The organism is Streptomyces sp. NPDC004126 (assembly GCF_050275515.1).
GTDB lineage: Bacteria > Actinomycetota > Actinomycetes > Streptomycetales > Streptomycetaceae > Streptomyces.
The window spans coordinates 178005-203685 of the sequence record NZ_JBNNPF010000009.1; the positions used below are offsets into that span (position 1 = coordinate 178005).

Genomic DNA, 25681 nt, shown 5'->3' on the forward strand with positions numbered 1-25681 from the left:
GGATCACCTTTCGGCGGTGTGTCAAGGGTCCGGACCGATCCAGCCTACGCCAGGGCCCGGACGCCTCCTTCAGGGCGGGGGTCACGGGCTGCGCGTGAGGTCCCCTTCGGGGTTCCCGGCGGCCCTGTCGCCCGACTTGTAGTGCAGCGAGCCGCCGGTGTTGAGGGTGAAGCGCTCGTCGGCGGAGCCGCCGGCGCAGATGCCGGGGTGCGGGTTGGGCCCGCCCGCCGTGTCCAGGACCAGGGAGCGGTCGGTGGCGGAGGCGAGCTTCCAGTCGCCGCTGCAGTCGGTGCCGAACAGGGGCAGGACCGACTTGTCCCGGCCCACGACCTCGCCGACCTTGCCGGCCTTGATGGTGATCTCGAACTCGGCGGTCGCGCCGAGGTTGGTGGTGACGGTGCCCTTCCAGGTGCCGACGAGCTCCTTGGGCACGTCGTTACGGGTCCCCTTGGGCGGGGCCGACGACGACGCGGACGGCGACGGCGCGCCCGAGGCCGGTGCGGAGCCGGCCGGGGCCGGGGTGACCTGCTGGTCGTGGCTGCTGGAGGCGGAGTCCCGGGTCTTCCCCTGGCCCGGCAGCAGGTCCAGCGCGTACAGCCCGCCGGACGTCAGCGCCAGCACGGCCGCGGCGGCGCCGAGCACCAGGGTGCAGCTGAAGCGGCGCCCGGCGGCGGTGACGGTGACCCCGCGGCCGCCGCCGGCCTGGCCCGCCGTGTCACCGGGGGCGGCGCCCATGGCCTGGCCGGCCGTCTCGGTGGGGGCCCCGTACACCCCGCCGGCGGGGTACCCGCCCGCGCCGGAGGAGCCGTACGGGCCCGCCGTCGCGGGGTGGGCGGAACCGGCCGGCTGTGCGGCGGAGCCGTAGGAGGGGTCGGGCGTGCCGAAGCCGACCCGGGCCGGCCCCCCGAAGGAGCCGTCCGTGAACGGCACCGGCCCGGAGCCCGACACCGGCCCGGACCCGGAGGAGTGGCCGGACCACGCACCGGCCGCGGAGCCGCCCGCCGCGGCCGGCCCGGCCGATGCCCCGGATCCGCCGCCGCCCTCGGGGGCGTCGGCGTCCAGGTCCAGCAGGGCCACCGCCGCGCGGCTCGCCTCCTCGACCAGCGGGGCCGGGAGCCAGCCCGGGGCGCCCAGGGCGCCGCCCAGGGCCGCCGCGAGGGCCTCCGGGGCCGGGCGGTCGGCGGCGGCCTTGGCCAGGCAGGAGCCGACCAGCTCGCGCAGCTCCCCGGCGGGGATCCCGTCGAGCTCCGGCGGCTCGTGGACCACCTTGTAGAGCAGGGTCGCGGAGTTGTCCCCGCTGAAGGGCGGCCGGCCGGTCGCCGCGAAGGCCATGACCGCGCCCAGGGAGAACACGTCCGAGGCGCCCGTGACGCCCTTGCCGAGGATCTGCTCCGGGGACATGTAGCCGGGCGAGCCGATGGAGACGCCGGTGGAGGTCAGCGAGGCGGTGCCGTCCGTGGCCCGGGCGATCCCGAAGTCGATCAGCCGCGGTCCGTCCAGGGTGAGCATCACGTTGGAGGGCTTCACGTCCCGGTGAACGAGGCCCAGCCCGTGCACCGCCACCAGCGCGCGGGCCAGCCCCGCGCCGACCGCCCGTACCGAGGCCTCGGGCAGCGGCCCGTGCCCGGCCACCGCCCGGTCCAGGGAGGGGCCCGCCACGTACCCGGTCGCCACCCACGGCACGGGGGCCTCCGGGTCGGCGTCCAGCACGGGCGCGGTCCACTCCCCGCCGACCCGGCGGGCGGCCTCCACCTCGCGGCGGAAGCGCGCGCGGAACTCCGTGTCGGAGGCGAAGTGCGGGTGCACGATCTTGACGGCGACGGTCCGGCCGCCGGCGCTGCGCCCCAGATAGACCCGGCCCATGCCGCCCGCGCCCAGCCGGCCGAGCAGCCGGTAGGCGCCGACGGTGCGAGGCTCGCCGGCTTCGAGCGGCTGCATCGCGTCCCCCGTCCCCCGAGATCCTTGTTCGCGTTCGTGCGAACAGACAGCACCTTAGGGGGTGACGGGGGCGCGTTCCCGCCGAATAGCTTCCGCTTCCCCCGCTCCCCTTCGCATTCGCCTTGGGGCCACATGAATACGAAAGGGGAACGAATTCCCGGCAAACGGAACATTCCCGGGAGTGAAGGGGAGAGAAGCGGAAGATCGGCGGGGATATCGCGATCACTGATCCGGCGCGGCGGCCTTCAGCAGTTCGACGGTGACATCGGCGTCGTAGCCGGTGTCCGCTCCGGTCCGGCGCGCGAATTCCCGTACGCCGGCCAGTTGGTCGGGGCCGAAGCGGAAGTCGAGCGTGGTGAAGTAGCGCTGGAGCAGCTCGGCGTCGAAGGCCTCCCAGCGGGCGGCCTGCTCGGCGACCTTGACGACCTCCTCCAGGGAGACGTCCCGGGAGGCGAGGAAGGCCTCGTGGACCTCCCGCACGAGGACGGGCTCGCGCTCCAGGTACTCCTTGCGGGCGGCCCAGACGGCGAAGACGAACGGCAGCCCCGTCCATTCCTTCCACATCCGGCCGAGGTCGTGCACGGCCAGCCCGAGCCTGGGGGCGTCGTGCAGGGAGGCGCGCAGCGCGGCGTCGCCGATCAGCACCGCCGCGTCGGCCTCCTGCATCATCAGCCCCAGGTCAGGGGGGCAGGTGTAGTAGTCGGGGCGGACTCCGTACTGCTCGGCGAGCAGCAGCTGGGCGAGGCGTACGGAGGTGCGGGAGGTCGAGCCGAGGGCGACGCGGGCGCCGTCCAGCTGCTCCAGCGGGACCTGCGAGACGATCACGCAGGACATGACCGGGCCGTCGCAGCCGACCGCGAGGTCGGGGAAGGCGACGAGCTCGTCGGCGTTGCGGAGGAACTCCACGAGGGTGACGGGAGCGATGTCGAGGTCGCCCTCGATCAGCCGCTCGCTCAGCTTCTCGGGGGTGTCCTTGGTCAGCTCCATGTCCAGCAGCGTGCCGGTTCGGGCCAGCCCCCAGTAGAGGGGCAGGCAGTTCAGGAACTGGATGTGGCCGACGCGGGGCCGGCTGCGATAGACGTCCACATCGCGAGACTAGCCGCGGTTCTCCGTCAGCGATCGAGCGGGTCTCAAACGTCCGGGTGACGTGATCTTTCCCTCTGGTCTCGGCCCGAGGGTGCGTGCTAGGCTCGACGCAAGTTGCAGTTTGGTTTCCCTTGCAGTACGAGGCCTGCGGAGCATGTAACCCGCAGGCTTTTGTAGTTTTCAGACTTCTTAGCAGGTTCTGGAGCAGGGCGACCCTTTGGCCCATAGGAGGGCTCATGGCTACCGGAACCGTGAAGTGGTTCAACGCTGAAAAGGGCTTCGGCTTCATCGCCCAGGACGGCGGCGGCCCGGATGTCTTCGTCCACTACTCCGCGATCAACGCCTCTGGCTTCCGCTCCCTCGAGGAGAACCAGCAGGTCAACTTCGACGTCACGCAGGGCCCGAAGGGTCCGCAGGCGGAGAACGTCACCCCGGCCTAGTCGCCAGGCCGACCGGATCGCGGTCGGATTTGCAGTACCCAAGGAGCCCTGCCTCCTCCGCGCGAGCGGAGGCGGCGGGGCTCCTGCCTTTTCCCGCCGTTCGGGGCGTGCCGCTGGTTCCCCTGAGTGACCGTCCATCACGTTGCGTGTGCGTTTCGCGCGGCCCGGGGATGGTCGGTCCTGGTACGAGGCCGTCACGGGAAAGGACGCACAGCACATGAGGAAGCTCGCTTGGGCCACACGGGGCATCTCCGCCGCTACGGGAGCGCTGCTCCTCGGAGCCCTGATGGTGCCGTCCGCGGCGGCCAGCGGCGGTCCGACGCCGGAGCCGGAACACGGCAAGAAGAAGTGCGGGCCGGTGGCGCGGCACGTCGCCTCCGCCGCTCCCGACTTCGGCAGCCTGAGGGGCACCGTCTTCCGTCTGGCGACCAACCGGGACGGGCACGCCTTCCTCAACGACAGCCGCAACCAGGGCGTGTGGATCGACCTCAAGGTCGTCCCGAACGCCCCCAAGTGCGTCGTGGACGTCGCGGCCTCCGTCGAGGAGTCCTTCGGGGTCCTCACCCTCTCCCTGCTCAGCAAGAGCGGCGTGATCTACGAGGCCCGCTGCACCACCAGCGCGACCGCCTTCAGCCCGACCAACCTGCCGGGCACCTGCGGCGTCGGCTTCCAGGCCCTCCAGGCCACCCCGGTCTGAGGCCCCTGACGACACGGCACGGCCGGCCGCGCAGGGCGGCCGGCCGTGCCGTGTCGTGTCCGGGTGCGCTTCCCCGGGTCAGGCCTTCGGGGCCGCGGGGGCGGCGGGGGCGGCGGGGGCGGGAGCGGTGATCTCGATGGTGACGATCAGCTCGGTCTTGTCCGCCATGAGCAGCCGCAGGTGGTACGTGCCCGCGGGGACGTCCGCGGTGAGCAGCGCGGGCAGGGTCGTCTTGCCGTCGGCGCCGGTCCTGAGCGCCTTCGTGAACAGCTTCTCCTCGGCCGTGGCGCCCTGGAACCACGGACCCTTGGCGGTCTTGGCGTCCACCGGGGTCCAGGCCCCGCCGGCCGTCTTCTCGACGAGCGCGGCGGTGAGCTCGGCGCCCTCCACCGGCTTGCCGCCGCGGGCGACCAGGTACTGCAGGCCGGTGACCGGGGCGCCCGCGGCGACCTTCACCGTCTTGGTGCCGGTGATCTCGACGGGCTTCTCGGCCGGCTTCTCGGTGGTCCTGCCGTCCACGGCCACGGTGAGCTGGTTCTTGGCGTCGTAGGCGGTGGCCCGCAGGGTGAAGGTGCCCGCCTTCGGGCCGGCCTTCAGCCGCGGGGTGGTGGCTATGCCCTGGGCGTCGGTGCGGACGACCACGCTCGCCTCGCTGCCGAAGACGAAGCCCGTGCCGCCGGTGGTGTCCTGCTCGACGGCGACGACGACGGCCTGGCCGACGGCCGGCTTGCCGTCGCTGAGGACCGCCTTGAAGCGGGCGCCCTCCGCGAAGAGGCTGCCGGCCTCGGCCTCCAGCTTCGCCTCGCCGACCCGCTCCAGCTTGGCCAGGGTCGCGGGCGCCGGGGTCGGCTTGGAGGGCTCGGGGGTGGGCGTGGGCTTCGACGGCTCCGGGGTGGGCTTCGGGGTCTGGTTGCCCGGGTTGGAGGGGTTCGTCGGGTTGTTCGGCCGCGTGGCCGGCGGCTGGGGGGTGGGGACGCGCGGCGTGGGGATGGTCGGCGTGGGCGGCGTCGGGTAGTTGCCGACGGGCGGGTTCGGGATCCCGGCCGTGCCGTCCTGCTGGTACTGGCGCATGTAGCCGAGCACGGAGTTCACGTACTCGCGCGACGAGTTGTAGCCGAGGATCGCCTTGTCGAGGTCCGCCGGGAGCGAGAGGTCCTTGCCGCCGGAGCAGAGGTAGAGGCCCGCGCCGAGCGACGCGTCGTAGATGTTGTTGGCGTCGCGCTTGCCGTCGCCGTTGCCGTCGGCCTTCCAGGTGGCCCAGGTGGAGGGGATGAACTGGAGCGGGCCGAAGGCGCGGTCGTACTCGGTGTCGCCGTCGAACTCGCCCTTGTCGGTGTCGAGGATCTTCGCGAAGCCGTTGCCGTCCAGGCGCGGGCCGCGGATCGGCTTCTCCGTGGTGCCGTCGCTCTTGAGCCCGTAGCCGGAGGCGTGCACGGACTCGACGCGGCCTATCGCCGCGACCAGCGTCCAGGGCAGCTTGCACTTGGGGAGGGCGGCGGCCACGGCCACCTCGGAGCGCTTGTAGGCGTCGAGGGCGGTCGCGGGGATGGCGGAGGAGCCCTCGGCCGGGTTGCCCCCCGTGCCGGCGGCGGGCGGGACGACCGGGTCGGCGAGCTGGCCGGGCAGGTCGAGGCGGGCGTCGCCGCGGTCGGTGGCCTGCGGGCTGTCGGGCGTGGGCTCGGCCTCTCCGGCACCGGCGACCGGGGTGTTGGTCACGACGGCGGCCGTGGTGAGGCTGGCTGCGAGGGCGGCCGTGCACAGAACCTTGCGCGAGGTGTTGACTACGTGGCGGTGAAGCGGCTTCACGGTGCGGCGATCCCCCCAAGGCGGCCGTCAAAGGCGTGCGGCCGGTCGGGCCGCGATTGTTCTGTCTATCAGGTATTCCGACACGACTCACCGTCGCCCCCGCAGATGTGACGCACCATTCGTCTCGGCTTCACCCGGCTGTGGCCCAGGACGTCCAGCCCGGCTCCGGCGGCCCTCCGGCCCGACCCCGGTGGGCCCTTCGACCCTGTCCGTAACATCCCAAAGACCCGTACTGACACGGCTCGTTGGCCTTTACCCTTTTTCTCATGGCGAGCAGCAGCAGGAAGGACCACCGCCGCGAGGCCCGGGAGCGGCTCCGGGCGGAGCGGGAGGCCGAGGCCCGGCGGGCGCGGCTGCGCGGACGGCTGCTCGTCGGCGGGGCGCTGGCGGCCGTGCTGGCGGTCGCGGTCGGCGTGGGGGCGTACGCGGCGGGGCGGGCCGGGCCGGGCAGGAGCGAGGCGGCGGACAAGCCCTTCCTGCGGCCGGCGCACACGACCGGCGAGGACGGGGTGGTGGTCCCGTACGGCCGGGCCGACGCGAAGGACGTCGTGTCCGTGTGGCTGGATCCGCGCTGCCCGTTCTGCGCGAACGTGGAGACGGGACTGGGCCCGTCCTTCAAGGAGCAGGCGGACGCCGGGACCTACCGCGTCGAGTACCACTTCGCGACCTTCCTGGACGGGGGCCTGGGCGGCAAGGGCTCCAAGCGGGCGCTGAACGCGCTGGGTGCGGCGGTGAACGAGAGCCCCCAGAAGTTCATGGACTACCTCCGGGTGCTCTACGAGAACCATCCGAGCAGGGAGACGGACGACAGGTTCGGCTCCACGGACACCCTGCTGGACCTCGCCGGGCAGGTGCCGGGGCTGCGGACGCCGGACTTCGACCGGGCCGTCGAGGAGCTCTCGTACATGCCGTGGGTCGACAAGGTCTCGAAGGCCTTCGGCGAGAGCGGCAAGCGGGGCACCCCGTCGGTGGAGGTCAACGGCAAGGAGGTGGGGGTGCTGTCGGGCCGGGGCGAGGCGGTCTCCCCGGAGGCCTTCGCCCAACTGGTGGCGGCCAACCGGAGGTCCTGAAACGTAACAGGGGCTGTCACACGGGCCTGATACGTTTCAGGCCAATCGAGCGCACTGGTGTTCGGCACCCCTCTTCCGTGGGCCCTTCCGTGAGAACGCCCGGAAGCGGAAACGGAATCGGTTCCGGATCCGGATCCGGAAGCGGAACCGGTCCGGGGGTCCCGCCGGTCGCCGTTGCCTGCCGCCGCCGATCCCGAAGGCCCTCCCATGAGCACTCCGCCGCCCAACCCCTACTCCGGAGCCCCCGTCCCGCCCGGCCCGCACCCCGGCGCCCCGGCGGGCGCGAACCCGTACGGGCAGCCCCAGGCGGGCGCGAACCCGTACGGGCAGCAGCCGGGCGCGGGGCAGAACCCGTACGGGCAGCAGCCGGGCCCCGGCGGCCACCCGGGCCAGGGCCACCCGACCCCGGGCTACCCCACCCCGGGCTACCCCGCCCCGGGCTACCCGCAGCAGGCGCAGCACCCGCAGTACGCCGCCCCCTACCCGCACCCGCACGCCCCGGCGCCGGGCTGCCGCCAGTGCGGGGCCGCGGAGACGGCGAACTTCGCGGTGCGCGCGCACGTCGGCGTACTGATCCTGATGCGCTTCCACACCCTCAACGGCCCGTTCTGCCGCCGGTGCGCCCGGTCGCTGATCCGCACCATGACCACCAAGACCCTGTGCCAGGGCTGGTGGAGCCCGATCTCCCTGGTGATCTTCACGCCGTTCACCCTGCTGTGGAACCTGTTCGCGGCGATGAAGTACGCGGGGCTCCCGGAGCCCACGCCCGCGCCGGGCCGGCAGCCGCTGGAGGAGGGCCCGCCGGTGCACGCGCGGCCGCTCGCCTACGTGGCGATCATCCCGCTGCTCTGGGCCACCTGGGTCGCCGTGAACATCTTCCTGGACGTGAGCGGCCGCCGCTGAGCCCCGCGGCGCCCGACTCCCGGCCCCGGCCCCGGCCCCCGCACCCCTTCACACCGGCGCCCCGCGCCCCTACCCTGACGGCCCGTCAGATCCTTTGATCCGAGCCGAACCGCCAGGGGGCGCGTGATGCTGCTGCGAGGGAAGACCGTCGTCGTCTCCGGTGTGGGGGCCGGACTCGGCCACCAGGTGGCCGCCGCCGTGGTCCGCGACGGCGGCAACGCCGTCCTCGGCGCCCGCACCGAGGCCAACCTGGCCAAGTCCGCCGCCGAGATCGACCCCGACGGCACCCACACCGCCCACCTGCCCACCGACATCTCCGACGAGCGGCAGTGCGAGGCCCTCGCCGCGCTCGCCGCCGAGCGCTTCGGCGGCATCGACGCCGTCGTCCACGTCGCCGCCTGGGACTCGTACTTCGGCGGCCTGGAGGACGCCGACTTCGGGACCTGGCAGCAGATCATCGACGTCAACCTCCTCGGCAGCCTGCGCATGACCCGCGCCTGCCTGCCCTCCCTCAAGGCCGGCGGCGGCTCCGTCGTCTTCATCGGCACCCAGTCCGCCGTGGCCGCCCCCAACGAGGTCCGCCAGGCCGCCTACGCCGCCTCCAAGGGCGCGCTGACCTCCGCCATGTACTCCCTGGCCCGGGAGCTCGGCCCGCACCGGATCCGCGTCAACACCGTGCTGCCCGGCTGGATGTGGGGCCCGCCCGTGCAGGCCTTCGTCACCTTCACCGCCCACACCGAGGGCGTGCCGGAGGCCGAGGTCCACCAGCGCCTGGCCGACCGGATGGCCCTGCCCGACCTCGCCACCGACGGGGACGTCGCCGACGCCGCCGTCTTCCTCGCCTCCGACCGGGCGCGGGCGATAACCGGCCAATCCCTGCTGGTCAACGCCGGTGAGCTGATGCGATGACGCCCTCCACCGGCATCCGGACGGATCGTATGCTCGCCACATGACCACTCCGAGTGACGCCCCGACCGACAACGCGATGCGCCGTGCGCTGCGGCGAGCCCGCGACGGCGTCGCGCTCGACGCGGCCGAGGCGGCCGTACTCCTCCAGGCCCGCGGCGCGGCCCTGGAGGACCTGACCGCCTCCGCCGCCCGGGTCCGCGACGCGGGCCTGGCGGCCGCCGGCCGGCCGGGCGTGATCACGTACTCGAAGAGCGTGTTCATCCCCCTCACCCGTCTCTGCCGCGACAAGTGCCACTACTGCACCTTCGCCACCGTCCCCGGCAAGCTGCGCCGCGCCGGCCACGGGATGTACATGTCCCCGGACGAGGTCCTCGACATCGCCCGCCGCGGCGCGGCCCTCGGCTGCAAGGAAGCCCTCATCACCCTCGGGGACAAGCCCGAGGACCGCTGGCCGGAGGCCCGCGAGTGGCTGGAGGCGCACGGCTACGACGACACGATCTCCTACGTGCGGGCCATCTCCATCCGCATCCTGGAGGAGACCGGGCTGCTGCCCCACCTCAACCCGGGGGTGATGTCCTGGTCGGACTTCCAGCGCCTCAAGCCCGTCGCCCCCTCCATGGGGATGATGCTGGAGACCACCGCCACCCGCCTGTGGTCGGAGCCCGGCGGCCCGCACCACGGCTCCCCCGACAAGGAGCCGGCCGTCCGGCTGCGCGTGCTGGAGGACGCCGGGCGGTCCTCGGTCCCCTTCACCTCCGGGCTGCTGATCGGCATCGGGGAGACGTACGAGGAGCGCGCCGAGTCGCTCTTCGCGCTGCGCCGGATCTCCCGGGCCTACCACGGCATCCAGGAGCTGATCATCCAGAACTTCCGCGCGAAGCCGGACACGGCCATGCGCGGGATGCCGGACGCCGAGCTGGACGACCTCGTCGCCACGATCGCCGTCGCCCGCCACATCATGGGCCCCTCGGCCTGCCTGCAGGCCCCGCCCAACCTGGTCGACGGCGAGTACGCCCGCCTCATCGGCGCCGGCATCGACGACTGGGGCGGCGTCTCCCCGCTCACCCCGGACCACGTCAACCCCGAGCGGCCCTGGCCCCAGATCGACCTGCTCGCCGAGCAGTCCGCCGGGGCCGGCTTCGAGCTCCGCGAACGCCTCTGCGTGTACCCGGAGTTCGTGCAGCGCGGCGAGCCGTGGCTGGACCCCCGCCTGCTGCCCCACGTACGGGCCCTCGCGGACCCGGAGACCGGCCTCGCCGACCCGGACGCCGCCGTCGAGGGGCACCCGTGGCAGGAGCCGGACGACTCCTTCGCCTCCTACGGGCGCACCGACCTGCACACGGCGATCGACTCCGAGGGCCGCACCGGCGACCGCCGCGAGGACTTCGACGAGGTGTACGGCGACTGGGGGGCCCTGCGCGAGGCCGCGGCGCCGGGCATGGTGCCCGAGCGCATCGACACCGACGTACGGGCGGCCCTGGCACAGGCCGCCGACGACCCGGAGGGGCTCGGCGACGACCAGGCGCTGGCCCTGCTGCACGCGGACGGCCCGGCGCTGGACGCGCTGTGCCGGATCGCGGACGACCTGCGCCGCTCGGTGGTGGGCGACGACGTCACGTACATCGTCACGCGCAACATCAACTTCACCAACGTCTGCTACACCGGCTGCCGCTTCTGCGCCTTCGCGCAGCGCCGCACGGACGCCGACGCCTACACCCTGTCCCTGGAGCAGGTCGCCGACCGGGCGGCGCAGGCCTGGGACGTCGGCGCGGTCGAGGTGTGCATGCAGGGCGGCATCCACCCGGACCTGCCGGGGACGGCGTACTTCGACATCGCGCGGGCCGTGAAGGAACGGGTCCCGGGCATGCACGTGCACGCCTTCTCCCCGATGGAGGTCGTCAACGGCGCCACCCGCACCGGGATGTCCGTACGGGACTGGCTGACGGCGGCCAAGGAGGCCGGGCTGGACTCGATCCCGGGCACGGCGGCGGAGATCCTGGACGACGAGGTCCGCTGGGTGCTGACCAAGGGCAAGCTGCCCACCGCCGACTGGATCGAGGTCGTCACGACGGCGCACGAGCTGGGCATCCGCTCCTCGTCCACCATGATGTACGGGCACGTGGACCAGCCCCGGCACTGGCTCGGCCACTTCCGCACCCTGTCCCGCATCCAGCAGCAGACCGGGGGCTTCACGGAGTTCGTGACGCTGCCCTTCATCCACACCAACGCCCCCGTCTACCTGGCGGGCATCGCCCGGCCCGGCCCGACGGTCCGCGACAACCGGGCGGTCACGGCGATGGCGCGGCTGCTGCTGCACCCGCACATCCCCAACATCCAGACGAGCTGGGTGAAGCTGGGCGCGGAGGGCGCGGCGGAGATGCTCCGCTCCGGGGCCAACGACCTGGGCGGGACCCTGATGGAGGAGACCATCTCCCGGATGGCGGGGTCGAGTTACGGCTCGTACAAGTCCGTCCAGGACCTGGTCGCGGTCGCAGAGGCGGCGGGCCGGCCGGCGAAGCCGCGCACGACCCTGTACGGGGAGGTCCCGCAGGAGCGCCAGGACGCGGCCCGCGCCTCGGACGGCCACCTGCCGGAGCTGCTGCCGGTCCTGGAGCCGTAGTCCGTACGGGAGCGGGGCCCGCCGGTGCGGCGGGCCCCGCTCCGTCCTGCTCCTCCCTCCCGGTCAGCCGACCAGGAGGTCCTTCTTCAGCTCGCGCAGCTCGCGGGCGTCGATGCCGAGCCCGTCCTTGAGGTAGCGGTCGAAGGAGCCGTACTTGGCCTTGACCTCGTCGTAGCCCGCGTTCAGGTACTCGGGGCGGACGTCGAGCAGCGGCTTGTAGACGGCGGCCTGCGGGGCCGGGAGGTGCGAGAGGATCGCGTCGTTGGCGGCCTTGCGGTAGTCGTTGCTGGCCAGGTAGTCGGCCATCACCGTCTCCTGGGGGACGCCGAGGGCGGTCAGCAGGGTGGCGTTCGCCCAGCCCGTGCGGTCCTTGCCGGCGGTGCAGTGGAAGAGCGCGGCGCGGCCGCGGTCGCTGCGTATGCCGTCGAGGACCTGCGTGTACGCCTTCTTGCCGCCCTCGCCGCTGACCATGGTCTTCTCGGCGTCGACCATGGCCTTGACGGCCTCGTCGGGGGACTTGGGCATGGTCTGGAAGGAGCCCGAGCCCGCGAAGACGTCGGCGACGACGTAGTTCGCGCCGGCCGGGACCTTGTCGGCGTCCTTGGTGCGCTCGTCCTGCATGCGCAGGTCGAAGACGGTGCGGACGCGGAGGCGCTCCAGCTTGGCGAGGTCGTTCGGGGTGAGCTTGTTGAGGGCGTCGGAGCGGTAGACCTCGCCCATCTTGACCCACTGGCCGTTGGTGGTGCGGTAGCCGCCGGCGTCGCGGAAGTTGGCCGTGCCCTCCAGCTTGATCAGGCGGTCGGCGAGGCGGAGCCCCTGGCCGTGGTCCGGCTGGAAGTCGAACCACTGGCGGTCGGCGGCGGGCAGCCCCTTGACGACGGCCTGGCCCTGGGCGCCGCCCTTGGCGACGACCTTGCCGTTGGCCTTGATCGCGACGCGCTTGGTGCCCTTGGTGTTCCACTTCAGGGTGTACGAGCCGTCGGCGGCGGCGGTGACGGTGGCCTCGGTGAAGGGGACGGCGGAGCGGTCCTGGTGGCTGCCGAACCACTCCCAGTCGGAGGCGTTGGCGGTGGGGACGGCGACCAGGGAGGCGGCGAGTGCGGAGGCGACGACGGTCGCGGCGAGGAGGGCCTTCTTCATGCCTCCGAGGCTGTGGGCGCGCGGCGAACGCCGGATGAACGAGGTGTGGCCGAAAACGACCGGGTCGAAGACGAGTGGCAAAACGTGCCACTTGGCTGGGCGCTGGCCGGAACCGTTCGCATCCGGCCGTTCTCCGTTCAGTTACGGGCGACCCGCCAGAGCGTTTCCGAACAGGACCGAACCCGTCCACTACAGTGCGCGTCCTGAGCCTGGGGGGGACGGCATGGATACGACGACGAACACGGGTGGCTCCGCGGACGGCTCCGCCGGGGACACGGCCGTGCTGAGGGCCGTCACGGCCGGGCCGGTCGCCGCCAGGGCGGCCCGGGCCGCCTCCGCCGGCGCGGCCCGCGCGGCCGCCGGCATCGCGGCGGCGGCCCAACCCTCCGGGGGTGTGAGCGCCGGGCACACGGGAGCCACCATCGCAGGCACGGGCCTCGCGGCGGCGGCCGCGGCCACAGACACCGGGACCGCCGGACCCGCGCACACGGAACACCCCGGGAGTGCGGGGTCCGGCTCCCCGGAGGCCACCGCCGCAGGCACGGGCGCCCGCCTCGCGGGAACCGCCACGGGCGCGGGCACCGGGCCCGTTGGGACCGCCGGGGCCACCGGGCCCGGCTCCCCGGCAGCCACCGCCCGGGACGCGGGCGCGGGCGGAGGGACCGTTGGAGGGGCGGGGCTGCGGGCTGCCGGGGCCGTTCTGTGGGGGCGGCGGGAGCAGCAGGACTTTCGGAGCCGGGTGCGCGGGGTGCTGCTCGGCGGGGCGCTCGGGGACGCGCACGGCCGCGCGGGGGCCGTCACCGCCGCCACGCAGCTGACCATGTTCACCGTCGACGGCCTGATACGGGCCCACGTGCGCCGGGACACCGGCACCTGGCACCCGCCGACCGACGTCCACCGCGCCTACCGCCGCTGGTACGCCACCCAGCACGACTGGGGCCCCGACGAGCGCCGCGAGGACAACGGCTGGCTGGCCGACGAGGAGTGGTTCTACGCCCGCCGCGACCCCGACCGGGCCTGCCTGACCGGCTTCGGCGACGACGCCCTCGCCACCTTCGACCGGCCGAAGAACCCCACCGCCCGGGACGCGGCCGCCACCGAACGCTCGGCCCCCTTCGGGCTGCTGGTCGGATGGGAGCCCTCGCTGGTCCTCCAGCTGGCCGCCGAGGGCGCGCTCCAGAGCCACGGCCACCCCGCCGCGTACCTGTCCGCCGGGGCCTTCGCCGTGATCGTGCACGGCCTGACCCGGGGCGACTCCCTCGACACCGCCGTCGGGCGCGCCCTCGCCCTGCTCCCCGCCCGCCCCGGCCACGCACCCGTCACCGAGGCCCTGCACCGCGCCCTCACCGCCGTCACCCGGGGCACGCCCGGGCCCGACGCCGTCGAGGCCCTCTCCCCCGGCGGGACCCGCACCGCCGAGGACGCCCTCGCCGCCGCCGTCTACTGCGCGCTGGTCGCCGAGGACGTCCCGCACGGGCTGCGCCTGGCCGCCGCCGGCCACGCCGGCCCCCTGTGCGGGGCCCTGCTCGGCGCCCTGCACGGCGAGACGGCCCTCCCGGCCGCCGGGCTGGCCGAACTGGAGGGCCGCGCCCTCCTCCTGCAACTGGCCGACGACTTCGCCCTGGAACTCACCCACGGCCCGTCCCTGCACGGCCCCGGGCTCACCACCTCGGCCTGGCTGACCCGCTACCCGCGCGGCGGGCCGAAGTGATCTAGGCTCCCTAAATGGACATGACAGGCATTCATTTCGGCACCACCGACTGGTCGTCCGTCCCCGCGACGGAGCACAAGGGCGAATCGGGGAGCGCGACGTGGCGCACCCGCGAGTTCGGTTCCGTGCGCGTCCGGATGGTGGAGTACAGCCCCGGGTACCTGGCCGACCACTGGTGCAGCCGGGGCCACGTCCTGCTGGTCCTGGAGGGGTCCCTCACCACCGAGCTCGCGGACGGTGAGGTCGTCACGCTCACCGCGGGCACCAGCTACCAGGTCGGAAACGACATGGAGGCACACCGCTCCAGCACCCGGGAGGGCGCCCGTCTCTTCGTGGTCGACTGACCGGCCGCACGGGGGACGGCCGCACCACCGGAACCGGCCCGGACGGGCCGGACACCGACCGGGCCGCCCTCCAGACCCTGCCGCCCGCACGCCCGAGCCCGTACCTTGGCCCTCCCGACGTCTCGGAGGTGCCCTCGCCCATGCGGATCGCCACGACCATCTTCCTCACCGACCGCACCGTCTCCCCCACCCGCCTCGCCCGCGCCCTGGAGCAGCGCGGCTTCTCCGGCCTCTACCTCCCCGAGCACACCCACATCCCCGTCAGCCGGGACACCGACGCCCCCATGGGCGGCGAACTCCCCGACCAGTACGGCCGTACCCTCGACCCCTTCGTCGCCCTCGGCCAGGCCGCCGCCGTCACCGAACGCCTCCATCTCGGCACCGGCATCACCCTGGTCGCCCAGCACGACCCGATCGGCCTCGCCAAGCAGGTCGCCACCGTCGACCACCTCAGCGGCGGCCGCCTCACCCTCGGCATCGGCTACGGCTGGAACGTCGAGGAGGCCGCCGACCACGGCGTCGACTGGCCGACCCGCCGCGAACGCGTCCGGGACCACATGGCCCTGATGCGCGCCCTGTGGGCGCCGGAGCCGACCGCGTACGAGGGCCCGTACGGCTCCGTCCGCGCCAGCTCCGCCCACCCGAAGCCGGTCCAGGCCCCGCGCGAACTCGCCCCCGGGAAACACCTGTACGGACCGCGCACCATGATCGGCGGGGCGGCCGGCCCGAAGCTGTTCGCCGCGATCGCCGACCACGCCGACGGCTGGCTCCCCATCGGCGGCCGCGGCCTCACCGAGTCCGTACCGGTACTCCGCCGCGTCTGGGAGGAAGCCGGGCGCGACCCCAAGACCCTCCAGGTCGTCCCGTACGCCGTCCAGCCGACGCCCGGCAAGCTCGGGCACTACGCCGAACTGGGCATCGAGGAGGTCGTCCTCCAGCTCCCCTCGGCCCAGGAGGCGGAAGTCCTGCGCACCCTGGACGACTTCGCCCAATACCTCTGACGGAACCGGACCACCCCGCCCCGGCGTGTCTGCGGGTGGCCGCCGCCTGCCCGGACGGCTGCTAACTTGGCCCGTCTTTCGCCGAACCGCCCCTGGGGGACTTCCCGTGCACAGCAACCTGCGTATCTCCGTCGCCGCCGCAGCCGGAGTCGCGGCCCTGCTCACCCTGACCGCCTGCGGCAGCGACAGCAAGCCGGCCGACACCAAGAAGCCGGACACCACCACCTCCGTCCCGCCGGCCGCCACCCCGGCCGCCACGCCGAGCGCGGGCGGCGGCGCGCCGGCCGCGGGCAGCCTGGACGGCGGCTGGATCTCCATGCAGACCCCGGGCAAGGGCGTGGTGCTCACCGTCAAGGGGCAGAAGGCGTTCGTCGTCGAGGCCGCCACCGGCCTCACCTGCGAGGGCACCGCGAGCGGCAAGACCCTGGACCTGAAGTGCCCGGCGGGCGCCACCCGTTCCAAGGGCAAGGTCGACTCGGTCGACGCCACCACCCTGAAGGTCACGTGGGAGGGCGCCGGCCAGGACACCTTCCAGAAGAGCGAGCCGGGCAAGCTGCCCTCCCTCCCGGCGCTCCCGAAGTCGTAAGCCACCGGCCGTCCCACACGGCCCGGCCGACGCCCCGCCACCGCCGCCCCCGCGCGGCGGTCGCGGGGCGTCGGCGTCCGGGGCCTGTCCGTGGCGGTCGTCAGCCGAGGATCTCGGCCGCTTTCGTCATCGACCCGCCCGCGTCGCCGGTGTTGAGCGTTCCCGCCGGTTCGAACAACAGGATCGCGGTCTCCTCGTCCGCCACGGGGCAGTGTTCGACCCCGCGCGGAACCACGAACAACTCACCGGGTTCCAGCACCACATCGGCGTCCCTGAGCTGGATGGTCAGCCGCCCGCTGATGACCAGGAACAGCTCATCGGTGTCCTCGTGGGTGTGCCAGACGAACTCCCCCTTCAGCTTGGCCAGCTTGACCTCGTAGTCGTTGAGAACGGCCACCGTCTTCTGCGCCCACAGATCGCTGAACTGCGACAGCTTGGCGGCGAGATTGACGGGAGCAACAGGGTCGGACATACGGGACCTCCTCCTCGGGGCCGGTCAACCGGGAGCGGCTCCTCTGGCCCCTCCGGCCGGCGGTACGAGCCTGCCGCGCTCGCACTCCGCCGGTCTTGTACGTTCCTGGCATGAGTGGAGACCGGCCCCCCACGTCCATCGCCGCCTGGAAGCCGCACGTCCCGGGCATCGCCGAGGTCTTCCACGCGCACTTCACCGACCACGCGTACCCGGTCCACACCCACGACACGTGGGACCTGATGATCCTTGACGACGGTTCGGTCGACTTCGCGCTCGACCGCCACCGCCACGGAGCGACCGGCACCGCCAGCGTCCTCCTGCTGCCGCCCGGCATCCCCCACGACGGCCGGACCGTCACGGCGTCCGGTTTCCGCAAACGCAACCTCTACCTGGACGTCTCCGTACTCCCGCAGCGCCTGGCCGGCCGTGCGGCGGACGCTCCGGTCATCGACGACGGGCTGCTGCGCCACCGGATCCACCAGCTGCACGCCGCTCTCGTCCATACCGACGACGGGTTCGAAGCCGAGTCCCGCCTCGCGTTCATCCGGGAACGGCTCCACTCCCGCCTCGACGCGCTCCGGCCCCGCGCACCCGGGCGTGAGGCGAACCGGCTCGCCTCCGAGCTGCGGGAACTACTGGACTCACGGATACGCGCCGGCATGTCCCTGCACGCGGCCGCCGCCGTCCTGCACGCCCACCCCACACACCTGATCCGCTGCTTCAAGCAGACCTACGGCCTGCCGCCGCACGCCTACCTCACCGGCAAGCGGATCGACCGGGCACGCCGCCTCCTCCTCGACGGCCACCGGCCCGCCGAGGTCGCCGCGACCGTGGGATTCCACGACCAAGCCCATCTGCACCGGCACTTCACACGCCATGTCGGTACGACTCCCGCGCGCTACAAGGCAGTCTCCACGGTCACCCGGACCACCTCGCCGGACGCCGACCGCCCGACCCACACCGGGTAGACCCCGTCGCCGCCCGTGCAGAACAGCGCCAGGTCCGCGCCGAGGCTCCCGCCGTCCAGGTTCATGCCGGCGGCGGTGTTGTCGAGCCGGTCGTACTCGGGGGACCTCGTCCAGCCCTCCCGTGCCCGCGCCAGCAGGTCGCACAGGTCCGGCCAGGCCTCGGCGTCACCGAAGGCACCGCTCGCCGCGTCCGTGCCGAAGCCGAAGGCCTCGCCTTCCCTCAGCCGGATCGTGTCGTCACCCGGCCCGAGCGCCATCTCCCAGGCCTCGACGGGGTCGTCGCCGATCCGCAGCCGGACGGCCACGACGTCCTGGTACGAGCCCCAGTACTCCTCGCCGACCTCGACCCAGGCCGCCTCGACCGGGTACGTGCCCGGCGGCACCTCCACCGTGATCCGGGACAGCCCCTCCCCCGTGTCCGGGCAGGCCACGGCCAGCACCCCGCTCGGCACGCGCACGCTCCCGCACGGCACCGGGTCGAGGACCTTCAGCCCCGGGAGCTCCGTCCCGGGCCGGAACACCCGGTCGAAGTCGACCGTCCCGCGCAGCCGCGACGGCTCCCGCCGCCAGCCGGCCGCCTCCGCGTCGGGCAGCACGCCCACCCACTCCGGGAGCACGTCCGCGACGGGCAGTCCCGCCCAGTCGTCGAACCCCGGCCGGGCCGTCCACAGGTCCCCGTCCGCCACCGCCACCTCGGCCTCCAGGGAGTCGCCCCGCATCCCGCCGGGCTGGTGCGAGATCCGGGCCGTGCCCTCGGCCGACAGCTCCACCGCCGTCCGGGGGCAGTCCACCGCGTACTCCGCCGTGCCCGCGTCCGGATACCGCCGCACGAACAGCCGCCGCACCAGCAGCCGCCCCGCGTCCTCCCTCAGCCGCAGTTCCGTCTCGGCGGTCCGGCGGCCCTGCTCGTCGTACGCCCAGACATCAACGGTCCCCGCCCGCCAGGCCACCATCCGCACCCCGACCGGCACTTCCCGCCCCGGCTCCCGGTAGACCACCGCGTACGGCAGCCCCGCCGCGTCCCGGGCCCGCGCCTCCTCGGCGGACAGCTCCCGCCCGCCGGTACGGGACCCGGCGTGCCAGGACTCCTCGTAGGTCACCTCAGTCATGGAGGGCGTCCCCGTCCCGCTCCGGAAGGATCTCGGGCATCCCCTCGATCAGCACCACCACGCTGACCAGCTCGCCGGCCGCGGAACGGCCCAGCCAGACCGGGTAGGTGCCGTCCCCGGTCGTCGCGAAGGCCATCAGCTCGCCGCCGGTGGCGGTGTCCCAGGTGCGGTGGATGAACATCGACCCGGCGGGGAGGTCCTCGTACCCGTCGAGGTCCGGCTCGCCCTTGATCAGCCCCCGCTCGAAGAGCGAGAGGAGCGACTCGAAGGACCCGGCGTCGGCGAAGCACCCGGTGGCGCCGTCGGTGTCGAAGCCGGCTATCTGCTTCTCGATGAAGATCCGGAGGTCGTCGTCCGCGCCGAGGGCCATCTCCCAGGACGCGGCGGGGGTCTCGCCGAGCCGCAGGCGGACGGCGGTGGGGTCGGTGGTCTCGACCTGGGCGTCCCGCCACTCGCAGTGGTAGGTGTACTCGACCCGCGCCTCGTCGAGCACGTACTCCCCGGGCGGGACGGGAACGGTTATCGCCGGAGGCTTGTCGCAGTTGTCGGGGCCGTGCACGGCCAGCAGCCCGCTGGGCACGCGCAGCGTGCCGACCCGGCGCGGCTCCACGACGGTCTGCTCGGGGTGGTACCCGTCAGTGACCCGCACCCCGGGCCGGAACAGCTCGCCGATCCGACCCGGCTGCGCGGGCCGCGGCGCCCGCCAGCAGGTGGCGGGCGCCGCGCCGCCGTCGCCCTCGGAGACCTCGGCCGCCTCCAGCACCGGCTGCTCCGCAAATCCGTGCAGCTGCGCCGAGATCAACGGCCACTCCCCGAAGGCGGGCCGGTCCATCCACCGCTGGTCCTCGCGGAGGGAGGGGGCGGTCGAGTAGCCCCGGGGCTCCTCGTTCTGACAGCCCCTCCCGTCCGGGAAGAGGTCCAGGATGACGCGCGGGCACTTCGGGTCGAACTCGGCCATCTCCGGGTCCGGATAGCTCCAGGCGGTGGAGTACCGGTAGAAGAGCCGCGCCGGGTCGTCAAGCAGCCGCAGGTCCCAGTCGAACCTACGTCGGCCCTGGTCGTCGTAGACCCACAGCCCGACGTGGTGGTCCCGCCAGGAGACGAGCCGGACCTCCAGCGGCGCCGCCCGGCCCGCCGTCCGATACACCACCACGTACGGCAGCCCGGCCGCGTCCCGCTCCCGGGCCTCCCCGACGGTCAGCGGCCGCCACGCCGCGCGGGCCTCCGGGTCCCACGCCTGCGCGTACCCCACCTCGACGACCATGACGGCTCCTTGCTCGTGTCCTGTTGCCTGTGCAAGGTAGCCGCCACGTGTGACACCGCCCCTAGCGGGCCAGCTCCGCCCAGACGGTCTTGCCGATGATCCGGTCCATGACCCCCCAGTCGGTCGCGAGGGCGTCCACGATGCGCAGCCCGTACCCGGACTCCGCCTGGTAGGCATGAGGCTGGACGGCGGGCCGCCGGTCCCGCCGGGGGTCGGACACCTCCAGGCGGAGGACGCCCTCCAGCAGGGTCATGCGCAGCTCGAAGTCCCGCCCGATGACGCGGCCGTGGGTGACGGCGTTGGAGGCGAGCTCCGCGACGAGGAGCCCGGCGTCGCCGGAGAGCCCCGTCCCTTCGGGGACGCCCCAGTCGTGCAGCGAAACGAGGGCCAGCTGCCGGGCGAGGCGGGCGCCGCGGGGGGTGCAGCTGAAACGCTGAGTGAACACGCGTACGAAGGCCTGGGGGTGGCCGGGGGCAGTCGTCATGGCTAGAACGTCCCGTGTGGGCAGGGGAGTTCCCAGCAAAGCAACTACTACTGTTGAACTGTAGTAGTCCAGTGACTGGACAAGCGCAGTCACCGACCGTGAGCATGATTAATCGGGAGGTGACCGTGATGACGGCTGGCGAGGGCAGCAACGGTGACAACCAGGTGGAACCCGATCCCGACCTGAAGCACTTCGGGGACATGCTCAAGGCGTCCCGCAAACGCGCGGATCTGACTCAGGAGCAGTTCGGGCCGCGGGTCGGCTACTCGGTGCAGTACGTGGCGTCCGTGGAGCAGGGGCGTCGACATCCGTCCGCGAAGTTCGTGAACAAGGCGGAGGAGGTGCTGAACACCTTCGGAGTCATCCAGATCGCAGCGAAACAGATGACGCGGAGGCGCGGGCTCGCCTCGTGGTTCAGGCGGTGGGCCGAACTGGAAGAGACGGCAGTCGCGCTCAACACGTACGAGTGCAGGTCGGTTCCGGGGCTGTTGCAGACCGAGGCCTACGCGCGGGCGCAGATCGAGAACGTCCCGCCCAGGCTGACTTCACACGAGGCGGAAGATCGGATCACGCTGCGCCTGGACCGTCAGAAGGTGCTGACCCGCGTCCCGTACGCCACTTTCAGCTTCATCATCGAGCAGACAGTCATCGAGCGCCGGACAGGTGGCTCCGACGTGACGCGCAGCCTCATCGACCACATGCTGCAATGCGCTCAGCTGCCCAACGTAGACATCCAGCTCATGCCGACGGTTAGTCCGGAACACGCCGGCACCGACGGCCCCTTTCAGCTCCTTGAATCGCACGAGCACGAGTGGTTGGGCTACAGCGAAGGCCAGAAGTATGGCCAGGTCATCTCCGACCCAAAGGCCGTAAGCGACCTCCACCAGCAGTATGCGAAACTTCGCATCCAGGCCCTCAATCCCGCAGACACTGCGGGCCTGTTGATGCGATTGCGAGGCTCCCTGTGAACAGCCATCAGCTCCACTGGTTCAAGAGCAGCTACAGCAGCAGCCAGGGCGACAGCTGCGTCGAGGTCGCCCTCTCCTGGCACAAGTCCACCTACAGCGGAAGCCAGGGCGACGACTGCGTCGAGGTCGCCGCCTGCGCCGACACCGTCCACGTCCGGGACTCGAAGCTCTCCGCGAGCCCCGAGCTGGCGGTCAGCCCCGCCACCTGGACCGCGTTCCTCGGCGGGGTCACCCGCTAGGGCGGCGGGATCGGGCCCGGCGCCGCCACGCCAGGGGCCGGACGCCAGAAGCGCCCGTCAGGCAGGGCCTGACGGGCGCCGAGGAAGTAGTCGGCATCGCGCTGGAACCGGACACCCGGCACGGCGCCGCGTACGTGTGCCCAGATGCTCGGCGCCACGCGGTACTCGCCGCTCACCATCCAGGGGTCGTCGCCCAGCACGAAGAGGTGCCGGATCTTGAGGAACTGGTCCCGGGTGAGGGACACGGACTCGACTATCTCTTCGTCCGCGTCACCGAATCCGGTCAGGTCCCAGACGAGGTTGTACCCGTCCGCGAATGGATAGTCGCTGCTCATCCGGATCAAGCTAGGCGGCCCCTGAGGGCCGCCGCACCTGCTTTTCCCGGCGCTCAGGCGCCGAACGCCTCGGCGAGCAGGGACTGCTGGACCGCCGCGAAGGCCTCCGCCGCCTTGGCGAGGTCGAGTCGCGCGTCGCCCGTGGTGAGGGAGGCGGTGAGGGTGGTGCGGCCGTCGGGGGAGCTGAACATCAGGGCGCCCCAGCCCCAGAAGCCGCCGTTGTGGGTGTAGAGCGTCCCGTACTCGGTCTCCTGGACGATCAGGCCGAGGCCGTAGGCGAACTTGGTGTGCGGGCTGCGCATCTGGTCGAGGAGGTCGGCGGGCAGGAGGTCGCCGCGCATCAGGGCGGAGAAGAAGGTGTGGAGGTCCTTGGTGGTGGAGATCATGTCGCCGGCGGCGGAGATCCAGGAGGGGTTGGCGCGGGTGACGTCGACCGTCTTCCACTCCTCGCCGTCCTGGTAGGTGTAGTAGCCGTGGGCGTGCGGCTCGGCGATCTCGGGCGAGGCGCCCGGGATGCCGGTGCCGGTCAGGCCGAGCGGGGTCAGGAGCCGCTCCTGCATCTCCTCGGCGAAGGGGCGGCCGGCGACCTTCTCGACCAGGAGCCGCAGGACGACGTAGTTGGTGTTGGCGTAGCTCCAGTCCGTGCCCGGCTCGAAGCGGGCGGGCTTGGAGAGGGAGAACCGGACGAGCTCCTCGGGCTCGTAGGTGTGGAAGAGCTTGTCCACCCACGCCTGGCCCTCCCAGTCGATGCCCGGGGCGATGGTGCCGTCCTCGTAGTACTCGCCGGTGAAGTTGAAGAGGCCGCTGGTGTGCTGGAGGAGCATCCGGACGGTGATGCGGCGGTCGATCCCGTACTCGGGGAGGTAGTCGTCGACGGTGCCGTCGAGGGCTATCCGGCCGTCGGCGACCAGCTGGAGGACGAGGGTCGCGGTGAAGGTCTTGGTGTTGCTGCCGATCCGGAAGTGGCCGTCGGTCCGCGGGGCGGTGTTCCCACCGAGCTCGGCGACGCCGGCGGAGGCGACCCGTTCGCCGTCCGGGTCGTTGACGCGCACCTGGATCCCGGCCCAGCTGCCGGATGCGGCGATCTCCTCCACGGCCTTCTGGAGCTGCTGCGTGCGGTCGTTCGGCGTGGTGACGGACATGGTGGTGTGCTCCTCGGGGTGTCGGGCGTGGGGGCGTGCGGTTCGGGGCGGTGCGGGGCGGGTGGCGGGTCAGACGGTGCGGGCGGTGATGTCGCCGGCGGCGGTGGTGGCGTGGATGGTGAGGGTGTCGCCGCCGCCCGCGTTCTGGAGGGCGTTGCTGATCCGGCCGTAGGAGGTGCCGGCGTCGAGGGTGGCGGAGACGCCGCGGGCGGCGCCGACGGTGATGTCGCCGTGCTCGGTGCGCAGGGTGACGGTGCCGGTGGTGGCCTCACCGATCGTCAGGTCGCCCTTCTGGGTGTGGATGTCGGCGGAGCCGGTGAGGCGGCCGACGGTGATGTCGCCGGCGGCGAGGGCGATGCGGGTACCGGCGGCCTCGTCGAGCTTGACGGTGCCGTGGGCGCTCTCCAGGGAGACGTCGCCGAGGCGGCCGGTGGTGGTGAACTCGGCCGAGGCCGTCTTGGCCTGGACGCTGGACCCGGCGGGCAGCTGGACGGTGACGCTGACGGAGCCGGAGGCACCGAACGCCTCGTTCTTCTGCGGGGTGTTGATCCGCAGGACGCCGTCCCGGAGGTCGACGGTGGTCTCCTCGGCGGCCTTCACGTCGCGGCTCTTGCCGGCGTTGGCCGGGAGGATCTCGACGGTGGTGTCGGCGCGGTCGGTGGCGATGAAGCGGACGGCGCCGGCGGGGACGTCGAGGATGGTGGCGATGGCGGTGGTGGTGGCGAAGTTCTGCATGGTTTCTCTTCCTTCGGGTTTGTGTCGCTCGCTGTTTCCGATGACCTGAACGCTACGTCGCGTTCACCAGTCGAGCAACGACTTCGTTGCGAAGAATCCATATCAGCGCAGGTCAGACCCGCAATATCGTTGCACCGTGCCTAAATCTAATGCAACGACAGCTCCGTTTCCGTTGCAACAGATTGGATTTGAACGCTACGCTGGGCCCGGCAGCAACAGCAGCGCGAAGGAGACCGCACATGCCGGGAGGCAGGCTCACCCCGCAGGAACGCCAGCAGATCGCACTGGGAGTGGCCGACGGCCTCGCCTACGCGGAGATCGCCAGGCGCCTCGACCGCCCCACCTCGACGGTCACCCGCGAGGTCATGCGCAACGGGGGCCCCGCCGGCTACCGCGCCGACCTCGCCCAGCGCGCCACCGAACACCGCACCCACCGCCGCAAGCAGGCCGCGCCCCGGGGGCCCCAGGCCCCCGCACAGGCCCACGGCCGCGACCCGGAGGCGGTGGCCGAGTACGAGGAGATGTTCGCGACCGTCCTGATCCAGTCGGGCCTGCCCAAGATGACGGCCAAGGTCCTCGTCGCCCTCTACATAGCCGATTCCGGCACCCTCACCGCGTCCGAACTCGTCCAGCGGCTCCAGGTCAGCCCCGGCTCCATCTCCAAGGCGGTCGCGCTGCTCGAAGGCCAGGGCCTCATCCGCCGGGAACGCGACGAACGCCGCCGCGAGCGCTACATCGTCGACGACGACGTCTGGTACGAGTCGATGATGGCCAGCGCCCGCTCCACCGCCCTGCTCGCAGAGACCGCGCGCAAGGGCGTGGGCGTCCTCGGCCGCAACACCCCCGCCGCCACCCGTCTGGAGAACATCGGCCGCTTCGTCGACTTCGTCTCCGAGAGCATCGTCCGCGCCGCCGACCAGGCCCGCGAGATCCTGCACACCAAGCCCGAGCAGACCCCGTAGGAGAATCCGCGTGTCGGCGGGCGATGAGTTCCGCCGGCCCGTGCAGTCTCAGTCCTCGTCCGTACACGGAGGAGGAGACAGACCATGGCGCGGCAGCAGCTGCTGAGAGTGCAGAACTTCAACGTCTCGCGGGACGGGTTCGGCGCGGGCGAGAACCAGAGCCTGGAACGGCCCTTCGGCGACGCCGACCCCGGGGCCATGTTCGCGTGGGCCGGGGCCACCGCGAGCTGGCCGAACCGCACCGATCCCGGCGGCAGCCGCGGCCTCGACGACTACCTCACCCGGGACTTCGCCAACAACATCGGCGCCGAGATCATGGGCCGCAACAAGTTCGGACCCCAGCGCGGACCCTGGCAGGACCACGAGTGGCAGGGCTGGTGGGGCGACGAGCCGCCCTTCCACACCCCGGTGTTCGTGATGACCCACCACGAGCGGCCCTCGTTCAGCCTCTCCGACACCACCTTCCACTTCACCGGCGCCGACCCGGCCACCGTCCTCGCGCGGGCGAAGGAGGCCGCGCAGGGCAAGGACGTACGCCTCGGCGGCGGGGCCTCCACCATCCGCGAGTTCCTCGACGCCGACCTCGTCGACAGCCTCCACGTGGCGGTCTCCCCCGGCATCGAGATCGGCTCCGGGACGCGGCTGTGGAAGTCGCCGGACGAACTGCTCGACCGCTTCCACCTGGACGTCGTCCCCAGCCCGGGCGGCAGCGTGATCCATCACCTGTTCTGGCGGAAGTGACATCCTCGTAC

Annotated in this window: 26 protein-coding genes; 15 read left to right on the plus strand and 11 right to left on the minus strand. The window is 72.6% G+C overall.

Going from position 1 to position 25681, the window contains the following annotated elements:
- Window positions 1-81: 81 nt before the first annotated feature.
- The gene (locus ACQKM2_RS11690; protein ID WP_427708597.1) at window positions 82-1938 is read right to left on the minus strand and encodes a serine/threonine-protein kinase; all 1857 of its coding nucleotides are present in this window, start codon (window positions 1936-1938) and stop codon (window positions 82-84) included.
- Window positions 1939-2160: 222 nt separating this feature from the next.
- A complete protein-coding gene (locus ACQKM2_RS11695; protein WP_427708599.1) occupies window positions 2161-3024 on the minus strand; it encodes a menaquinone biosynthetic enzyme MqnA/MqnD family protein in 864 nt (287 codons plus the stop codon).
- 236 nt (window positions 3025-3260) lie between these two features.
- Here ACQKM2_RS11695 and ACQKM2_RS11700 point away from each other — a divergent pair, with 236 nt between their 5' ends.
- Entirely contained in the window at window positions 3261-3464 is a 204-nt protein-coding gene (locus ACQKM2_RS11700; RefSeq protein WP_007265804.1) for a cold-shock protein, read from the plus strand.
- Window positions 3465-3681: 217 nt separating this feature from the next.
- Entirely contained in the window at window positions 3682-4161 is a 480-nt protein-coding gene (locus ACQKM2_RS11705; RefSeq protein ID WP_427708602.1) for a hypothetical protein, read from the plus strand.
- Window positions 4162-4239: 78 nt separating this feature from the next.
- Here the strand turns inward: ACQKM2_RS11705 and ACQKM2_RS11710 are convergent, their stop codons facing one another.
- A complete protein-coding gene (locus ACQKM2_RS11710; protein WP_427708604.1) occupies window positions 4240-5967 on the minus strand; it encodes a lytic transglycosylase domain-containing protein in 1728 nt (575 codons plus the stop codon).
- Between the two features lie 266 nt (window positions 5968-6233).
- On the opposite strand from ACQKM2_RS11710, the gene ACQKM2_RS11715 reads away from it, so the two are divergent.
- The 4 genes from ACQKM2_RS11715 (at window position 6234) to ACQKM2_RS11730 (ending at window position 11469) form a co-directional block, all read left to right on the plus strand.
- Complete coding sequence (locus tag ACQKM2_RS11715; protein ID WP_427708606.1) at window positions 6234-7037, plus strand: thioredoxin domain-containing protein; 804 nt, start codon at window positions 6234-6236, stop codon at window positions 7035-7037.
- 207 nt (window positions 7038-7244) lie between these two features.
- A complete protein-coding gene (locus tag ACQKM2_RS11720; RefSeq protein WP_427708608.1) occupies window positions 7245-7940 on the plus strand; it encodes a hypothetical protein in 696 nt (231 codons plus the stop codon).
- Window positions 7941-8066: 126 nt separating this feature from the next.
- Window positions 8067-8849, plus strand: a complete 783-nt coding sequence (locus ACQKM2_RS11725; RefSeq protein ID WP_427708610.1) for an SDR family oxidoreductase — start codon at window positions 8067-8069, stop codon at window positions 8847-8849.
- 40 nt (window positions 8850-8889) lie between these two features.
- Window positions 8890-11469: a bifunctional FO biosynthesis protein CofGH gene (locus ACQKM2_RS11730; RefSeq protein ID WP_427708612.1), complete on the plus strand. Its 2580-nt coding sequence runs from the start codon at window positions 8890-8892 to the stop codon at window positions 11467-11469.
- Between the two features lie 63 nt (window positions 11470-11532).
- On the opposite strand, the gene ACQKM2_RS11735 is transcribed toward ACQKM2_RS11730, so the two are convergent.
- Window positions 11533-12609: a tyrosine-protein phosphatase gene (locus ACQKM2_RS11735; protein WP_427708614.1), complete on the minus strand. Its 1077-nt coding sequence runs from the start codon at window positions 12607-12609 to the stop codon at window positions 11533-11535.
- Between the two features lie 679 nt (window positions 12610-13288).
- Here ACQKM2_RS11735 and ACQKM2_RS11740 point away from each other — a divergent pair.
- From ACQKM2_RS11740 to ACQKM2_RS11755, 4 genes are all read left to right on the plus strand, one after another.
- Entirely contained in the window at window positions 13289-14320 is a 1032-nt protein-coding gene (locus ACQKM2_RS11740) for an ADP-ribosylglycohydrolase family protein (RefSeq protein ID WP_427708665.1), read from the plus strand.
- Window positions 14321-14334: 14 nt separating this feature from the next.
- On the plus strand, window positions 14335-14664 hold the full coding sequence (locus ACQKM2_RS11745; protein WP_427708616.1) for a DHCW motif cupin fold protein: 330 nt from the start codon (window positions 14335-14337) through the stop codon (window positions 14662-14664).
- 140 nt (window positions 14665-14804) lie between these two features.
- Complete coding sequence (locus ACQKM2_RS11750; protein WP_427708618.1) at window positions 14805-15665, plus strand: TIGR03619 family F420-dependent LLM class oxidoreductase; 861 nt, start codon at window positions 14805-14807, stop codon at window positions 15663-15665.
- Between the two features lie 106 nt (window positions 15666-15771).
- A complete protein-coding gene (locus tag ACQKM2_RS11755; protein ID WP_427708619.1) occupies window positions 15772-16251 on the plus strand; it encodes a hypothetical protein in 480 nt (159 codons plus the stop codon).
- Between the two features lie 100 nt (window positions 16252-16351).
- Here ACQKM2_RS11755 and ACQKM2_RS11760 read toward each other — a convergent pair whose 3' ends face one another.
- Window positions 16352-16723, minus strand: coding sequence for a cupin domain-containing protein (locus tag ACQKM2_RS11760; protein WP_427708621.1), 372 nt, complete (start codon window positions 16721-16723; stop codon window positions 16352-16354).
- 110 nt (window positions 16724-16833) lie between these two features.
- On the opposite strand from ACQKM2_RS11760, the gene ACQKM2_RS11765 reads away from it, so the two are divergent.
- Complete coding sequence (locus ACQKM2_RS11765) at window positions 16834-17691, plus strand: AraC family transcriptional regulator (protein ID WP_427708623.1); 858 nt, start codon at window positions 16834-16836, stop codon at window positions 17689-17691.
- On the opposite strand, the gene ACQKM2_RS11770 is transcribed toward ACQKM2_RS11765, so the two are convergent.
- From ACQKM2_RS11770 to ACQKM2_RS11780, 3 genes are all read right to left on the minus strand, one after another.
- Window positions 17622-18800 carry a DUF4241 domain-containing protein gene (locus tag ACQKM2_RS11770; protein ID WP_427708625.1) on the minus strand — a complete coding sequence of 393 codons (1179 nt, stop codon included), beginning with the start codon at window positions 18798-18800 and terminating at the stop codon, window positions 17622-17624. The genes ACQKM2_RS11765 and ACQKM2_RS11770 overlap by 70 nt on opposite strands.
- A complete protein-coding gene (locus tag ACQKM2_RS11775; protein ID WP_427708627.1) occupies window positions 18793-20064 on the minus strand; it encodes a DUF4241 domain-containing protein in 1272 nt (423 codons plus the stop codon). The genes ACQKM2_RS11770 and ACQKM2_RS11775 overlap by 8 nt, the downstream gene beginning before the upstream one ends.
- 61 nt (window positions 20065-20125) lie before the next feature.
- Complete coding sequence (locus ACQKM2_RS11780) at window positions 20126-20548, minus strand: ATP-binding protein (protein ID WP_427708628.1); 423 nt, start codon at window positions 20546-20548, stop codon at window positions 20126-20128.
- A 128-nt stretch (window positions 20549-20676) separates the two neighbouring features.
- Between ACQKM2_RS11780 and ACQKM2_RS11785 the strand changes: the two genes are divergently transcribed.
- Window positions 20677-21516: a helix-turn-helix domain-containing protein gene (locus tag ACQKM2_RS11785; protein WP_427708667.1), complete on the plus strand. Its 840-nt coding sequence runs from the start codon at window positions 20677-20679 to the stop codon at window positions 21514-21516.
- A complete protein-coding gene (locus tag ACQKM2_RS11790; protein WP_427708630.1) occupies window positions 21513-21755 on the plus strand; it encodes a DUF397 domain-containing protein in 243 nt (80 codons plus the stop codon). Before ACQKM2_RS11785 ends, ACQKM2_RS11790 begins: the two co-directional genes overlap by 4 nt.
- On the opposite strand, the gene ACQKM2_RS11795 is transcribed toward ACQKM2_RS11790, so the two are convergent.
- The 3 genes from ACQKM2_RS11795 to ACQKM2_RS11805 form a co-directional block, all read right to left on the minus strand.
- A complete protein-coding gene (locus ACQKM2_RS11795; protein ID WP_427708631.1) occupies window positions 21752-22090 on the minus strand; it encodes a hypothetical protein in 339 nt (112 codons plus the stop codon). The two genes, ACQKM2_RS11790 and ACQKM2_RS11795, sit on opposite strands and share 4 nt — an antisense overlap.
- Window positions 22091-22143: 53 nt before the next feature.
- Entirely contained in the window at window positions 22144-23232 is a 1089-nt protein-coding gene (locus tag ACQKM2_RS11800) for a serine hydrolase domain-containing protein (protein ID WP_427708632.1), read from the minus strand.
- Between the two features lie 69 nt (window positions 23233-23301).
- A complete protein-coding gene (locus ACQKM2_RS11805; RefSeq protein ID WP_427708634.1) occupies window positions 23302-23967 on the minus strand; it encodes a DUF4097 family beta strand repeat-containing protein in 666 nt (221 codons plus the stop codon).
- Window positions 23968-24206: 239 nt separating this feature from the next.
- Here ACQKM2_RS11805 and ACQKM2_RS11810 point away from each other — a divergent pair, with 239 nt between their 5' ends.
- Together ACQKM2_RS11810 and ACQKM2_RS11815 are read left to right on the plus strand one after the other, a co-directional pair.
- Window positions 24207-24929, plus strand: a complete 723-nt coding sequence (locus ACQKM2_RS11810; RefSeq protein WP_427708635.1) for a helix-turn-helix domain-containing protein — start codon at window positions 24207-24209, stop codon at window positions 24927-24929.
- An 84-nt stretch (window positions 24930-25013) separates the two neighbouring features.
- Window positions 25014-25670 carry a dihydrofolate reductase family protein gene (locus ACQKM2_RS11815; protein ID WP_427708637.1) on the plus strand — a complete coding sequence of 219 codons (657 nt, stop codon included), beginning with the start codon at window positions 25014-25016 and terminating at the stop codon, window positions 25668-25670.
- Window positions 25671-25681: the final 11 nt, after the last annotated feature.